The 14306-nt window shown below is 42.4% G+C and carries 12 protein-coding genes; 1 reads left to right on the top strand and 11 read right to left on the bottom strand.

Translation table 11 applies throughout. The features are described 5' to 3' along the window. Positions 1 to 47: 47 nt before the first annotated feature. The 10 genes from ACQ76V_RS12465 to ACQ76V_RS12510 all read right to left on the bottom strand — a co-directional run bounded on the left by ACQ76V_RS12465 (position 48) and on the right by ACQ76V_RS12510 (position 10789). The gene (locus ACQ76V_RS12465) at positions 48 to 278 is read right to left on the bottom strand and encodes a putative signal transducing protein (protein ID WP_441000832.1); all 231 of its coding nucleotides are present in this window, start codon (positions 276 to 278) and stop codon (positions 48 to 50) included. Positions 279 to 347: 69 nt separating this feature from the next. Beyond that, positions 348 to 851, bottom strand: a complete 504-nt coding sequence (locus ACQ76V_RS12470) for a toxin-antitoxin system YwqK family antitoxin (protein WP_441000833.1) — start codon at positions 849 to 851, stop codon at positions 348 to 350. 150 nt (positions 852 to 1001) lie between these two features. Beyond that, positions 1002 to 2618, bottom strand: coding sequence for a peptide chain release factor 3 (locus tag ACQ76V_RS12475; protein ID WP_441000834.1), 1617 nt, complete (start codon positions 2616 to 2618; stop codon positions 1002 to 1004). Between the two features lie 176 nt (positions 2619 to 2794). Beyond that, complete coding sequence (locus tag ACQ76V_RS12480; RefSeq protein WP_441000835.1) at positions 2795 to 3661, bottom strand: DUF72 domain-containing protein; 867 nt, start codon at positions 3659 to 3661, stop codon at positions 2795 to 2797. A gap of 74 nt (positions 3662 to 3735) precedes the next feature. After that, positions 3736 to 4398: a sterol desaturase family protein gene (locus ACQ76V_RS12485; protein ID WP_441000836.1), complete on the bottom strand. Its 663-nt coding sequence runs from the start codon at positions 4396 to 4398 to the stop codon at positions 3736 to 3738. A 59-nt stretch (positions 4399 to 4457) separates the two neighbouring features. Then, entirely contained in the window at positions 4458 to 6911 is a 2454-nt protein-coding gene (locus ACQ76V_RS12490) for an ABC transporter permease (protein WP_441000837.1), read from the bottom strand. Positions 6912 to 7034: 123 nt separating this feature from the next. Further along, positions 7035 to 8075, bottom strand: a complete 1041-nt coding sequence (locus tag ACQ76V_RS12495) for a serine hydrolase domain-containing protein (RefSeq protein WP_441000838.1) — start codon at positions 8073 to 8075, stop codon at positions 7035 to 7037. Positions 8076 to 8185: 110 nt separating this feature from the next. Continuing rightward, on the bottom strand, positions 8186 to 8875 hold the full coding sequence (locus ACQ76V_RS12500) for an ABC transporter ATP-binding protein (RefSeq protein ID WP_441000839.1): 690 nt from the start codon (positions 8873 to 8875) through the stop codon (positions 8186 to 8188). A 49-nt stretch (positions 8876 to 8924) separates the two neighbouring features. Beyond that, positions 8925 to 10214 (bottom strand): efflux RND transporter periplasmic adaptor subunit, encoded by a 1290-nt coding sequence (locus ACQ76V_RS12505; protein ID WP_441000840.1) that lies wholly within the window; start codon positions 10212 to 10214, stop codon positions 8925 to 8927. 158 nt (positions 10215 to 10372) lie between these two features. Then, positions 10373 to 10789 (bottom strand): hypothetical protein, encoded by a 417-nt coding sequence (locus ACQ76V_RS12510; RefSeq protein WP_441000841.1) that lies wholly within the window; start codon positions 10787 to 10789, stop codon positions 10373 to 10375. Between the two features lie 183 nt (positions 10790 to 10972). Between ACQ76V_RS12510 and ACQ76V_RS12515 the strand changes: the two genes are divergently transcribed. Continuing rightward, a complete protein-coding gene (locus ACQ76V_RS12515; protein ID WP_441000842.1) occupies positions 10973 to 13258 on the top strand; it encodes a glycosyltransferase in 2286 nt (761 codons plus the stop codon). 172 nt (positions 13259 to 13430) lie between these two features. Here the strand turns inward: ACQ76V_RS12515 and ACQ76V_RS12520 are convergent, their stop codons facing one another. After that, positions 13431 to 14288 (bottom strand): SirB1 family protein, encoded by an 858-nt coding sequence (locus ACQ76V_RS12520; RefSeq protein ID WP_441000843.1) that lies wholly within the window; start codon positions 14286 to 14288, stop codon positions 13431 to 13433. Positions 14289 to 14306 lie beyond the last annotated feature (18 nt).

Below are 14306 nucleotides of genomic sequence, written 5' to 3' on the forward strand. Positions count from 1 at the left end.
TCATTTTCTCCCTTCACTCCTATCAATGTAACTGGAAATCATTTGAATCAACCATCATTGGAGTCGGTCTTAATAGAGGATAAAAATTCTTTAGCACGTTCGATATCCTCTTCCGCAACATGAATTTTAACACCTCCAGCGACTCCCATATAATTTAAACTTCCCATATTGGTGTCGCTTAAATGGGCATCAACACCTTCACTTTTCAGTTTATTCAACGCTAAATCAGCTTGATGAGCATGTGAATACGTTCTAAGCACTGCATATGATTTGTCCATAAGTTTTTATAATTACTTAGAATTTTTACTCCCAGAAGTTTAGACCAGCAAGAATAAATTTACTCAGTATTATTGACCGGCGCTATCAGTCAGCGTACCGTGTTCATAACTCTCTTCTTCTTTTAAGTTCCCGTCCTCATCCCAGGTTTTAGCAATACCGTGTAGATCACCGTTCTCATCATAGGGTACATCCGCCTTTAGCTGACCATTTCCGTACCATTCCCTTAACGTATTTCCATAGTGCTCAAACTTTTTCTGCCCACTCTTATACCATTGAGTATGCCTTTTCACTTTCCCCTTTCCTTCGTCGGCAACTACAATTTCAGTTTGTTTCTGCTTATTAGCATTATAATACGTCACCTTTTCCGGATATCCTTCAACGTATATTGCTTTTGCCCTCAAATTCAGATCTTCATTGTGGATAACCCGCTCTCCGCTATAAGGCGTATTGGTGCCGGGTTCCATATACTCCTGATGTAAAACTATGGGCCCCTGATCAGTAGCAGCCTGATCTTCCCCACAACCACCCACCATCAATAAAATGATCCCTAAACTCATCAATACGTTCTTCATATTTTTCTCCCTGATTGTTAAAATTATAAAAGAAGTCTATCAGGATTTGGGGATGATGTCAAATAGGAGGGAATAGTAGATTTCAACAATCTGTAGTGGGCACTAATACATACACTTTAGATTTCACCCACTCACATATCGATGGAGCAATTAGCCTTGCTTAAACTTGAAGAGATTTTCAGCGCCAACCTTCTCCTCAGCCTTACTGAGGGCATACCCACTGTCAAACAGCACAATAGGATTGCCTTCCATATCCTTAGTCACATGTGTTGAGTAACTGCTTTCAAGCTTGTCAATAACTTCCTGATCATCACCCAGCCAGCGCGCCGCGTGATAGGATACCGAATTCATGTGCAGCTCAGTATTGTACTCCGTTTCCATTCGGTGCTCCACTACATCAAACTGCAGGGCGCCGACCGTTCCCAATAGCAGCTCATTCCCAACGCCGTTGGGAACCTCAAAAACATGTACCACTCCCTCTTCTGCCAACTGCTTAAGTCCTTCGCGCAGTTGTTTTCTCTTAAAGGGATCCTTCGTGGAAACCTTCATAAAGTGCTCCGGCGTAAACAGCGGAATCACATCAAACTTAACCGGATCATCACTGTAAATAGTCGTCCCAATCCGGAATGATCCCGGATTAAACAAGGACACCACATCCCCGGGATAGGCTTCTTCCAATATATTCCGCTCATCCCCCATCAGGGTATGGGGCGTAGACATTTTTACCTTGTTCCCGGTATTACTTTCCGTAACCTGGAGTCCGCGCTCAAACTTACCGGAGGTAATACGAATAAAGGCCGCACAGTCGCGGTGATCGGGATTCATGTTGGCTTGCATTTTAAATACAAAACCGGAAAATCCACGATCAAGATCACGATCCTCTCCATTTTCGTCCTCATAGGGCTGCGGTGGGTTAGCCAATTCAGAGAAGTAATCCAAAAACACATCCAGCCCAAAGTTATTAAGCGCCGAACCAAAAAATACCGGCGTTGCCTTGCCGTTCGCAAAGGCCTCCTCATCCATCATTTCCATCATATCCTCAGTCAGCATTACTTCTTCACGAAACTTCTCCTTATCAAAATCAGAAAGATGTGCCTCCTCGATACCTTCTTCTAAGTCGTACAATTCAGTCTCAGCCTTCTTGGCACCGTGTTCTTCTTTTTTCTGCAGATGCAGTTTCTTGCCGATCAAATCATAAATGCCCTGAAAATCCCGTCCATAGCCCAGCGGCCAGGATGCGGGAATGGGCTCAATACCCAGCTGATTTTCAATATTACTGATAACTTCCAGCGGCTCTAAACCCGGACGATCACACTTATTTACAAACGTGATAATGGGAATTTCACGCATCTTACAGACCTCAAACAGCTTCTCGGTCTGTTCCTCTACTCCCTTGGCCACGTCGATCACCATCAGCGCTGTATCGGCGGCAACCAGTGTTCGCAGGGTATCCTCAGAAAAGTCTTTGTGGCCCGGCGTATCCAGCAGGTTAAACTTGATGTTATCTTTCTCAAATCGAAGTACTGATGACGTGACCGAAATACCACGCTCCTTTTCGATGGCCATCCAGTCGGATGCCGCATAGCGATTCGCTTTACGCTGACGGATAGACCCGGCTTCGTGAATGGCTCCACCATACAGAAGAAGTTTTTCGGTAAGCGTGGTTTTACCGGCATCAGGGTGCGAGATAATGGCAAAGGTTCGCCGACGCTTGGCCTCTTCAATAATTTCTTGCTGCGATTTTGTTTTAGTATCGGTCTTAGTCATGGAGCAGTATCTACATTGGGATATTCAAAAGCCTGTAAAGATAAGGAAATCAGGAGGATTTATCACCTTTTGTGTAACTCATAAATTTCTCAGCTGACCTATTAGCAGATATCAATATTTCCAACAGTTTAATTCATCAAACACCCATTAAGACTGTGTTCCGTTTCCACCTAAAACTAAAACAGGTTCATCTGTTTATTTTGGCGATCGACCGGCCAGGCAGGCATGCGATCAATCTCAACCAAATCGGATAAAAGCTGATGAAATCGCCGAGCATTTTTGGGCTGACTTACTTTATCTGGTGTATGTGGAAAGAAGTAAGGGTGGAGTCCTTCACGAATCCAGTCAGCTACTACTATGGCCCATTCTTTTAGGTAAGGTTCATTTGCTACCGGATCATTAGACCCCACAAAACGCACAAAAGGTCGTGCTGCTGTATTATCAAATCGCACGGGTACGTTTGGCTTTTTCTTTTTCGCCTCAAGCACTGTGGAATCATTTGAATTCATTCCATGCAGTTTACGCGTATCAAAAATGACGCGATCCATACTATAGCTTTTCAACAGTCGATTCAGCCGATGCTCTTCGCGGCCATGGTTAAAAAAATCTGGGTGACGGACTTCTACCGCATAATGATAGGAGCTGGGCAAAAGGCTAATCATCTTTTCCAAACGACCAAATTCATCCGGAGAAAAGTTTGGCGGCAACTGAATATGAAAAGGCCCCAAGCGGTCTGTAATGGGATCAAACGTTTCTATGAATCGACGGATATCATCTTCTACATCGTTGAGGCGCTTTTCGTGGGTAATCGAGCGATGAAATTTAAAACAAAACTTAAATCCGTCGGGGGTAGCTCGCTGCCATTTTTTGAGTGTTTCTTGCCCAGGAATGTTATAGAAAGTGGTATTTCCCTCTACGGCATTAAACACCGAAGAATATTGCTTCAGAAAGTCATCCGGTTTGGCATCATCGGTAAAAAAATTGCCGACCCATTCTTTTAGGCTCCAACCTGTACAGCCGAGATGATATTTTCGGATTCCCATATAATAACATTTAATGTAGCATTGATTCCACCTGCGTAGTTAACATCTCAAAACGAAACGCAGTTCATTAGAATTTACTTTTCCGGCGGCATGGTTCCAAAAATCCGATCCCAAAACGTTGTGGATACCCCGAAAGCTTTATCGGGATACTTGTAGTGATGTAATGCATGATGCCGATACTGCATTTTTAATATTTTGGGTACTTTTCGCTTGTGTACAGCAATATGTACGGAAGCATAGATGAGATATCCAATCATAAATCCCGGCATAAATACATATACCCACGGCCCTAAAATAAGTAAAAATCCAAGATAGAGCATTCCCACAATAATCAATCCCGGTACAGGCGGCATCATTAGCCGTTCTTTATCACGAGGATATTCGTGGTGGATACCGTGAATAGTATGAGCAATAGTGTATGCAATCTTCGATTCCGGAAAAAATTCATCAAGGTGATTGATATACCGGTGAAAAACATATTCAAAGAACGTCCAAAACAACAATGCTCCCAAAAACACGGCTATTGCTGTTAACAGAGAAGGATCAACTGCTTTTGAATAGGCTATATACAGCAATCCGACAACAAGAGCTATATAAATTGTTGCTGAAACAGGGGCCGGAGCTTTGGTCAACAGTTCCAACACCTTGTTATTAAATATTCTACCTTGCCCCTGGTTTTTTATCTCAGTGCTTTCCATAGCTTCCTCTCCCTTTTTTGCATATTTAAGATCTCTCAAATTATATTTTACATTTTTTGAGAGATAGATGCTACACCAAATCGAGATAGTAAGTAGAATTACTCTTGCTGTATACTTTCAACAGGATTTGCAAGGGCAGCTTTCACCGATTGATAGCTCACCGTCAGCAGACCAATAACGATTGTTGCCATACATACCGCCACGAATATTCCAACAAGATTCCATCCCAACTCTATCCGGTAAGGGAAATCGCGCAACCATCCTAAAGCCAAATAATAAATGATCGGCCATGCTATAATATTAGATATGACAATTAGCTTTAGATAATCTTTTGATAATAGCGCTACGATATTGGGAACGGTAGCACCCAATGTTTTTCGGATTCCAATTTCTTTGGTCCGCCGGGAGACCATATAAGAAGCAAGCCCAAAAAGTCCCAGACAGGCCACCAAAATACACAACAGCGTAAAAAAGGTTGAAATACTGCTCATTTGGGCCTCGGACTGGTATATCTCTTCTAACTTTTCATCTTGGAAAAAGTACGTAAATGGATCTATATGATTAACCTCTTTCCAGGTCGACCTGAGGGCTTCTATTCCTTCTTTAGTGCTTCCAGCTGACAGCTTCGCAATCGCAAATTCGATATTCCTAACAGTAGGGCGTTCGCCCATCACCAGGTTAATGACCAGCGGTGATATCTGTTTTTTGATGGAGGTATAATTAAAATTATCTACTACCCCGATCACTTGAAAGGGCTTGCGTTCATCTTCAGCTGTAGTAAAATAAAACTGTGTACCTATGGCATCACGCGGAGTTTCGGCATCTATTTGATTTAACATTTCCTTATTAATCATAATGGAATGCTCCGCATCGGCGGGGTGATCTCGAGAAAAACGGCGTCCCGCCAGTAATTTGATATCGTATGTATCAAGAAAATTATGCTTTACGTGCAGCGTCATATTTGTAGGCGGAGCATCAGGTTGATTAACAGGTGAATATTTTGAAAAATACTGGCTATCAGATCCTAAAATCTTACTTGTTCCGGTTACTCCCGTAATATGAGGACTATTTAGCGCTTTTTCTTTGAACTGATCAAACTCCCAGGCAATAAGAGTCTGTGTAATCGGCATTACTACCACCTGCTCTTGTTTGAATCCCATTTTTTTATTCTGCAGGTGTTGTAGCTGTAAATACACAATCACGGTACCAATTATTAAAACCACAGAAAGGGTAAACTGAAACACCACCAATCCTTTGCGCAGCAACTTTTCTCTGCTGCCACTTTGCGAACCCTTGGATCCGTGCATAATGGATGTGGGTTTAAATGCTGACAAATACAAGGCTGGATATAATCCCGCCAATAAAGCCACCGCTACAAATAAGATGAACAATCCACCTATTATTTCCCCCCTCATCAATACATCTATGCCCAACGAGATACCAAAAAAATCATTGAACCAAGAAAATGCGGGATAGGCCAAAAAAAGAGCTGTTACAAATCCTAATCCTGTCATCAGCATCGACTCTCCTACAAACTGTCCGAAAAGTTGCCCTCGTTGTGCCCCCAATACTTTTCGCATCCCAATCTCCCGGGCTCGTTCCGTGGAACGGGCAGTACTTAAATTCATAAAGTTGATTCCTGCAATTACCAAAATTAGCACTGCCACTGCGGTAAACAGGTACACATAAAAAATAGAGCCATTGGCTTCCATCTCCTGATCCAAATTGGAATATAGATGGATATCGGTCAGTGCCTGCAGACGCAGCGTAATGGTTTCTCCCTCTTCGCGGTTGGCATAATTTTTATCAACAAAGCTCGGAAATTGGGCCTCCAGTTCCTGCGGAGCTACCCCCTCTTTTAGCAGTATATACGTCCAACACGGATTCCAAAACCACCGCTCCATAAATGTACGTGACCCATACAGCTCCGGCAGACTGTTAAACGACACCAGCATATCAACCTGAAAGTGAGAGGTTTCGGGCAGCGCTTTCATGACGCCGGTAACCGTAAAATCTGCTACTCCTTTAAAGGTTAACTGTTTCCCGATTGGATTTTCATCCCCAAAAAAGCGGCGGGCCTGCTTTTCGGTAATTACAGCCGACATTGGATCATCGAGTGCCGTCTGGGGATTTCCTCGGACGAGGTCAGCAGAAAAAACATCAAAAAAAGTTGAATCAACCACATAGAAATGATTGACTCTATAGGAGTCCCCGGTTTCTGTATTTTGGATGGTCCGTACCTCTTCCTGCATATCAAAAAACCGAACGGTTGTTTCTATCTGGCCCGAGAAATCGTTCTGTAATGCTGGCCCTACGGGAAAGGGGGTGGTCGCCCCAGCTTCATTCTTGGAGGAGGTTTCTGTTGTTTGGGTTACACGATAGATGCGGTCCGATTTTTCGTGAAAGTGATCGTAACTAAGTTCATGCAATACATAAACCGCAATTAGCATACAACTGGCAATACCTATCGCCAATCCCAACACATTGATGATGGTAAACCCTTTACGCTTGCCCAAATTGCGAAGAGCAACCTTTAAATAATTTTTAACCATGATACCTGTATTTTATCGAACTCAATTGTCTCTCAAGAATTATTGCCAACGACAGAATAGAAGAGTTGCGAAACCCCTAAATGTTACAAAATTAACACCGCATTAAAACAATCTAATGACCTTTTATTTTGAAACTTCCAGGTAAGAAATAATATGCTCGCGAAGCAAGCTAAATACCGGTTCTTTATAACTGCGGGATTGGGTTGCATTTTCCAGTGCGCCGGTTAATACAACAATGGCGTCGAGATCCGGAATCATAAAAATATATTGGCCCCCAAATCCCCAGGCAAAATAAACCTTATAGTTGCCAACGGACTTATTCCACCACATATAACCATAATCATAGGGATTAAAGTTGCTTCGCGTGTACGTTTTAAAGGAGTCTGCCACCCATTTTTTGGATACTATTTGCTGACCTTTATACTGGCCGCCATTCAACATCATTTGACCAATTTTGATCATATCCTCTGGAGTAAGAGCCATGTTGTTGCCGCCCATATAATATCCCTGAGGATCACGATCCCAACCTCCAACTCTAATATTCATCGGCTTAAACAGATACTCTTCGGCAAAAGCCTTAGTACTCATTCCCGTAGCCCGGCTTATAATTACCGACAACAGATGCGAAGTCCCGGTACTATAGGCCATATCACCCCCCGGCTTTTTCTCCAGCGGTTGATCCAGAGCAAACGTGACCCAGTTGTCGCTCATCACCCACCGGCCGTAGTTATGAAAGCTGGTTGTTTCCAGACCGGATCGCATAGTTAACAGATCCTTGATGGTAATACTTTCTTTAACAGAATCGGGATGAGCATTAAAATAATCCTCAAAATAGGTTCTTATGGACTCATCTACGCTTTTTATATACCCCTTATCAACCGCTATACCCACCAACAAAGAAATGATGCTTTTGGATGCAGATTTGATGTTGGTCGATTCTCCCTTTTCCATCCCGTTAAAATAGTATTCGGCTAACTGCCGACCATTTTGCTGAATCAACAGACTGGTGACGGAATTAATGGTAGAAGCGTTACGCTGAATTTGCTGAATAGATAGAGAATCTGTACGCGATATAGATCGGGCTTCAACAAGACCAATACTTATTAGATAAACTAAAAGTACACTAATCCCTGTCGATTTAACGAAGCCCGATAATGTGCTCACGATCTCATTATTTTTTCAAGTTCTAATCCTTTGCATCAGTTTATTGAAGGAAAAATGAGATCATAAGGTTCCTGGTTGGAGCCGGTTATGGATAAATATTAGATGCTTTACTACACGTGAAATTCCTCTTCAACCTCCTCTTGTACTATTTGCCCATCAAAAAGATTGATTGTACGCCCTGCATAATTAGCATCGTGGGGAGAATGGGTCACCATTACAATAGTGGTACCCTGATCATTAAGCTCAGCCAATAGCTTCATCACTTCGTTACCGTGATCAGAATCGAGATTTCCGGTAGGCTCATCGGCAAGAATTAGCTTGGCATCGGCTACCACAGCGCGGGCAATGGCTACACGCTGCTGCTGCCCCCCTGAAAGTTGCTGCGGAAAGTGATTACGGCGGTGCATCATATTCATGCGATCAAGTGCAGCTTCCGCTTTTTCTTTGCGCTCCTCTTCGGGCATACCCAAATAAAGCAATGGAAGCTCTACATTTTCGAATACGGTCAGTTCATCAATCAAATTAAAGCCCTGGAATACAAATCCAATATTTCCTTTTCGCAACCGGGCTCGTTCTCGTTCCGATTTATCAGATACTTGATAATCTAAAAATTGATAGCGCCCTTCCGTGGGATTATCGAGTAAACCCAAGATATTTAGCAGCGTAGATTTACCGCATCCCGAAGGACCCATAACTGCACAAAATTCTCCTTCCGTTATTTCAAGATCGATTCCGTTAAGTGCAGTAGTTTTAACTTCATTAGTGGTATAAACTTTTCTTAAATTATTTATCTTGATCATAGTCTACCTATATTAAAAGGGTTAAAAAATATTACCTCTACAAGTATCGCTACTCCAAATTAAGAACCTTGCTATCGCCAAATGAGCTATAATTGGATGTGATCACACGGTCTCCCTCTTCCAGACCGGATAACACTTCAAAATAGTTGGGATTTTGTCTTCCCAGCCTAATATCCTGCCTTACTGCTTTCTCACCATCTTCCATAACTTTATATATCCAGTTCCCACCGGTTTCTTGATAAAAGCCTCCTCTATCCAATAATAAAGTCGATTCTGAACTGCCCAACATCAATTGAATACGAAGGGTCTGTCCGCGGGTAAGATCACCGGGTGCCTGACTCGTAAATTCCATATCCACCTTAAATTGACCGTTTTCCACGACGGGATACACCTTAGAAATTTGCAGTTGATGCGTTTGCCCATTGTAATCAAAAGTTCCTTTTAAGCCTTGCGTAATATTTGCAAGGTGATACTCATCGATCTGTACGCGCACTTTGTAATTATCCAGAATATCAACCTGGCCTATTCGCTCGCTGGATGAGATGGACTGACCGGGGTTAAGCTCAATGGTCGATAATTGCCCCGATATGGGAGCCGTTACTACCAGGCGATCCAAAATGTTTTGTACCGCTTCTAAACTTGTCCACATACGATCGAGTGACTGATCGATCTGGCGGAGCTGCTGTTTTGATTTAATCGAGTCCTGTTTAAATGACTCATAAATTAAATCGTACCGCTTTTTTTGATAGTCGTAATTCTCTTGGGTTTCCAAAAATTGCTGTTCAGCAATAAGATTTTGCTCGTATAACTTCTTCTCCCGCTCATAGTTTGACTTTGTTATTTCCAATTGATTTTTAGCCCGGGCCAATCGTTCTTGCAGACTCAGAGTATTTTGTTCGATATTAAGACGAGAATTCCGGGTTTGATTAATCTGATCATAAATAGCAGAGGTTTGTTGCAGTACGCTGAGCCGCAAATCTGAATTCGACAGGACAACAATGGTGTCTCCTTGCCCAACCATCGCTCCCGATTCTTTGTAAACCTCATCAACCACCCCTCCTTCCAGGGCATCCAGATATATTGTTTGGATGGGCTGTACGGTACCCGTGACCTGTATAAAATCTTGAAACGATTCTTGCTGGACGGTACTAATATTGATGGAGTGCTCATCCACATTAAAGGTAGATCGAGCATCCATAAACATAAAACTGTACACAATTACCAAAACAAGTAACAAGCTACCTACAAGCATCCCCACCCACTTTGTACTCCAGGCACTTTGCTCAATTTTCTTGTCCATTCCCTCACTGGAAATACGCGAATTACTATTTTGGGGCATTACAAAACTTTCCCTAAATGATTTTACCGGCTTTTTTTAATTCAGAATTGCATAAACATACCTTTCCTACAGATCTTCGAGTGATTCAAGAGTTTTTGAGAACCTATTTGTTACAAAAATGTGTCATAGGCATGCGATTAATTTGCTATAGCCAAATGCTAATTATCCAAGATGTCATCAATACGGTTCTTTAATCGTCTATCATACTTTTTACGTTGATGTTCGGGGACCGAAAAGTGATACTCGGGATTTGTTATTATCACCTTGGTCTTATTGTCTGCCAGACGTTCAACAACAACCTCTCCCTGATCTTGCTGAACCGACTGATTATTGATAGCTACTTGGGAATTAAAAACAATGGTGTATTTATTTCCGTCATCCGATTTTTGAGCAAAACTTATGTTAAGTGAACTGCTTCGAATTGCTTGTTCCACTGTTTCAACCATAGTATCAAAATCCTGATCGTAGGTTACAGAACGATCACCAGCCGTATTCCCCAAAGATCCACATCCTTGTAAAAAGGTTATCGTTACAATAGTTACTATAATCAACAATTCTTTTTTAATCGGGGTCATAGGATCAAACGTTAGGTTGTCTTTTTACTTTTAAAACTCAGTATAAAAAAATAAGTGCAATTAATGGAGCTCTTGAACTAACTTTAGTAATTGCAAAGGCTGTATATTGATGAATACTTTTCGCCTTTTACCGTTCACCTCGTATATTTCAGCGAATTAATATTCACTTTCGGGTTGCCAACTATGCCAAAAAAGCCGCTGCTTACGGTTTCTGTCGTCGTACAAAATCATAGGGATGTCATCGAGACCACGCTGACTTCACTTTATGAGATTTCAGGCATTCCCTTTGAACTTTTTATTGTTGATGACGGCTCTACCGACAACAGTAATGAAGTTATCCAATCTGTTCTGGATTACTACCAGCACGAGCAAACCTTCTATTTTACCCACGAAAAACCGGTAGGCGTCGGCAACTCGCTGAATGAGATATTATCTCAACGAAACGGGCGGCTATTTTGGGCTCCACAGACCATTACTGAAATTGATACTGAGCAACTGAGTCTTCGGCTGGAACAACTTACCGAATCAACCGAGAGTGTACTGGCTCTTCAAGACTATCAATTGCCCGCCACTTATAAAGAATGGACAGAGCTGATCCAACAAAAAAACTGGCCCCAAAATGGCTCGTTTATCTGGGATTTATCCGCCCTATCACCTGGCAACAGGTTTTTCAATCCCTATTTGAAGGAATTTCACGGGCTGGAGCTGGCTGCCCGCCTTGGTGATATATCATCCATAAAAAGTACCCAAAACTGGTTTACTCCAAGCAGCTTTTTAGAAGCAGTCGAACCCAACTTTAATCTGCGTCAAGAATTGCTGCTTACCCTGCTTCGGCGGGCTGAATATGGCGGGCAAATGCGAGAAACAATTCTTGAGACCATTCAACAGCTGCCCGCCAAATCAAAGAAATCGTTCGACAACGATCTGCTCAATGAGGCAATGCAGATGAAACAGGATGGGCGATTTAATTCTGCGCTCGAACTTATTGAGGAAGTGCTGGAAAATAATCCCAGTCACGGTGGGGCCCGCAATCTCAAAATTGAAATACTGGAAAAGAAACGTCGATATGTTGAGGCATCAGAACTGAAGCACCAGGTTTCCAAAGCTCAAAAACAGGAAGCGCAAAAGCAGCAACCCACGCCCAAAACACCGCAGGCGGCAGAACCTGGAGATGTTACAACAAGCTTGATCATCCCAACAACGACCTATGGCAAACCGGCCCTCGAACATTGCCTGCTTTCGGTTTCTGAGCATTGCGACACCTCTCAACTTGAACTCATTGTTGTTGATAATGCGAGCTTAGATAACACCCACGACTATCTTGATGAGTTACAGGAAAAGAATTTTTTGAACTGCCGGGTGATTACCAACAAAAAGAATGCGGGGTTTGCTGCTTCGGTCAACCAGGCGATGGAAAAAATAAATGGAGCGTATGCTTGTATCATCCACAACGATATAGAATTTATAAACGATGCGATTTCTCAGCTTCGAAATCTTATGGAAGCCCATCCCAATTATGCTGTGGTAGGCCCAACGACAAACAAAACACTCAATCCTGATCAATCGACCCGAAACATTCAAGAAGACGACCCTGATCTTATTCGCGCTGAATACCTCGACAGCTTTTGCATGATGATACGTGCTGACGCAGATTTGAAGATGGATGAAGCTTTCCAGCTGGCCTTTTTTGAAGATATTGACCTTTGTTTTCAGGCACGTTCAAATGATTATAAAGTTGGCATTGCACCACATATTGAGGTCAAACACCACTTTGGTACAACCACGTTTTCTCTTGATCTGGATACCGAAAGCGAGCAATATTGGAAAAACGTATCCTATTTTAATGAAAAATGGAATATTGATGTCTTTTCTGAGGATGAACTGAAATCGCTCAGTACTTTCGATCAGCTGCTGGCACTCGATGATCTGGTAAATCCGTTATTTCCAGAACCTAAAATTCAGCAGGAGTTCGAGCGACTTTTTACTGATGAGCTGAGAACGGAGATCCTGAATACCCAACACGACGAAGAAACACTCTGTAAACTTGTGCACCTGTTTATGGTGATGGAAGAGCGTGAAATTATGCGTCATCTCGAAGATAAGCTGAACAATGTCAACATTCCTGCATCACTTACCTATCAGCTGGTGCGCTTTTATTTTAATCGTAATATTTATTCGCGCTGTACGCATTACCTCAATCAGCTTAAGCCACAAAATGAATCGTTACGGGCCGATCTGTATCGCCTGGCCATCATGGTCGAAAACAAAGACCTCGACAAAGCTATACCCATGTTAAAAGAGCTGATGGGTCACGCTCCTGCAAATCCAATGCTTTATAAGCTGGCTGGTGATATCCACAAATTTAGCGGTAATAAAGAAGAGGCGATCTCATTTTACGATCTGGCAGAACAAATCGATCCTTTCCAGTTTACCAACGAAGAAAAAGACGCCTTCGGGTTTAAGCTCTAAAAAAGGGGCTTCTCCACGAAAAGATGCGAGGGGTAAAAAAAGAAAGACCCCACCGATCAAGGTAGGGCCTCCACTATTCATCAAGAGAGACGCCTAAAAAGGCGCCTTGTAAAATGACTAATAATGCACAGAGTTCAAAATGCAATTAGCGTTAAATATCGTAAAAGCTTTATCAACGAACCATAATCTCAACGGTATTCAATAGTTTTTTCAGGCTTTCCACCGAATCCAATTTATCTCGCTTTTCATAACTGTTGATAAGGTTTCGAATACATCGTGCAAGAATATCTTCTGCACTGCTATTTTTAAAATGTTCGCTTTTAGGCTCCACACCATTCTGCTTTAAAAAGTAATAACACTGGTCATAGCTGACTACCTTCCCATGATCAAAGGGATCAATCAAAATTTCTTCGTTCGCCGTTTTATACTTCATCATAAAATGGATCGGCATGTTGATTCCATAAAAAGGGAGATCCAGTCGACGCCCAATAAACAATACAATGAGTGCCAGCGAAATGGGCAGCCCTTCACGACGATCAATCACACGATTTAAGTATGAATTGTGCGGATTATAGTAGTCGCTTGTACTTCCGCTGAATTCCAGATCCTCAAACACAAAGTCGAGAACCTTGTGCATTTTCTGAGTCTCGCTCAGTGAATAGCGAACATCATCAGCGATCATCTCAGCGAACCGATCGAGCTTTTTCTTGTATTCTCTTTCGCGCAGTGTCGGGTTATCAAATCGTGATAAAATAAATACCGCATTTTCCAACTGCTCCATATTCGACAGGCCCCCATCGAGAACATCCATAAACGCCTCTTCTACACTGCCGAAAGTAATATGCTGAATAATCTCGTTGATGAGCTCCCGCGATTCGGCATCACTGGTCTCATTTTTCTGTTGATCGAGCAACGGCACAGCCGTTTCGCCAAGCTCAAAAAGGCGATTTCGAACCTGTGACTTCACAAATGGGTCGGGATCATCCAACAAGTAAACAAGGGATTCTATTTCTGATTTTTTAGCTGACATTATCTTTTTGCATAAATT

Origin of the sequence: Fodinibius sp. SL11, from assembly GCF_052060035.1 — a bacterium.
Classification (GTDB): Bacteria; Bacteroidota; Rhodothermia; order Balneolales; family Balneolaceae; genus Fodinibius.

What these genes read in the sequence shown, in the direction of transcription:
- ACQ76V_RS12490 (WP_441000837.1), bottom strand. Translation starts at nt 6,911, where the DNA reads ATGGTTAAAAATTATTTAAAGGTTGCTCTTCGCAATTTGGGCAAGCGT.
- ACQ76V_RS12520 (WP_441000843.1), bottom strand. Translation starts at nt 14,288, where the DNA reads ATGTCAGCTAAAAAATCAGAAATAGAATCCCTTGTTTACTTGTTGGAT.
- ACQ76V_RS12510 (WP_441000841.1), bottom strand. Translation starts at nt 10,789, where the DNA reads ATGACCCCGATTAAAAAAGAATTGTTGATTATAGTAACTATTGTAACG.
- ACQ76V_RS12480 (WP_441000835.1), bottom strand. Translation starts at nt 3,661, where the DNA reads ATGGGAATCCGAAAATATCATCTCGGCTGTACAGGTTGGAGCCTAAAA.
- ACQ76V_RS12500 (WP_441000839.1), bottom strand. Translation starts at nt 8,875, where the DNA reads ATGATCAAGATAAATAATTTAAGAAAAGTTTATACCACTAATGAAGTT.
- ACQ76V_RS12465 (WP_441000832.1), bottom strand. Translation starts at nt 278, where the DNA reads ATGGACAAATCATATGCAGTGCTTAGAACGTATTCACATGCTCATCAA.
- ACQ76V_RS12470 (WP_441000833.1), bottom strand. Translation starts at nt 851, where the DNA reads ATGAAGAACGTATTGATGAGTTTAGGGATCATTTTATTGATGGTGGGT.
- ACQ76V_RS12515 (WP_441000842.1), top strand. Translation starts at nt 10,973, where the DNA reads ATGCCAAAAAAGCCGCTGCTTACGGTTTCTGTCGTCGTACAAAATCAT.
- ACQ76V_RS12475 (WP_441000834.1), bottom strand. Translation starts at nt 2,618, where the DNA reads ATGACTAAGACCGATACTAAAACAAAATCGCAGCAAGAAATTATTGAA.
- ACQ76V_RS12505 (WP_441000840.1), bottom strand. Translation starts at nt 10,214, where the DNA reads ATGCCCCAAAATAGTAATTCGCGTATTTCCAGTGAGGGAATGGACAAG.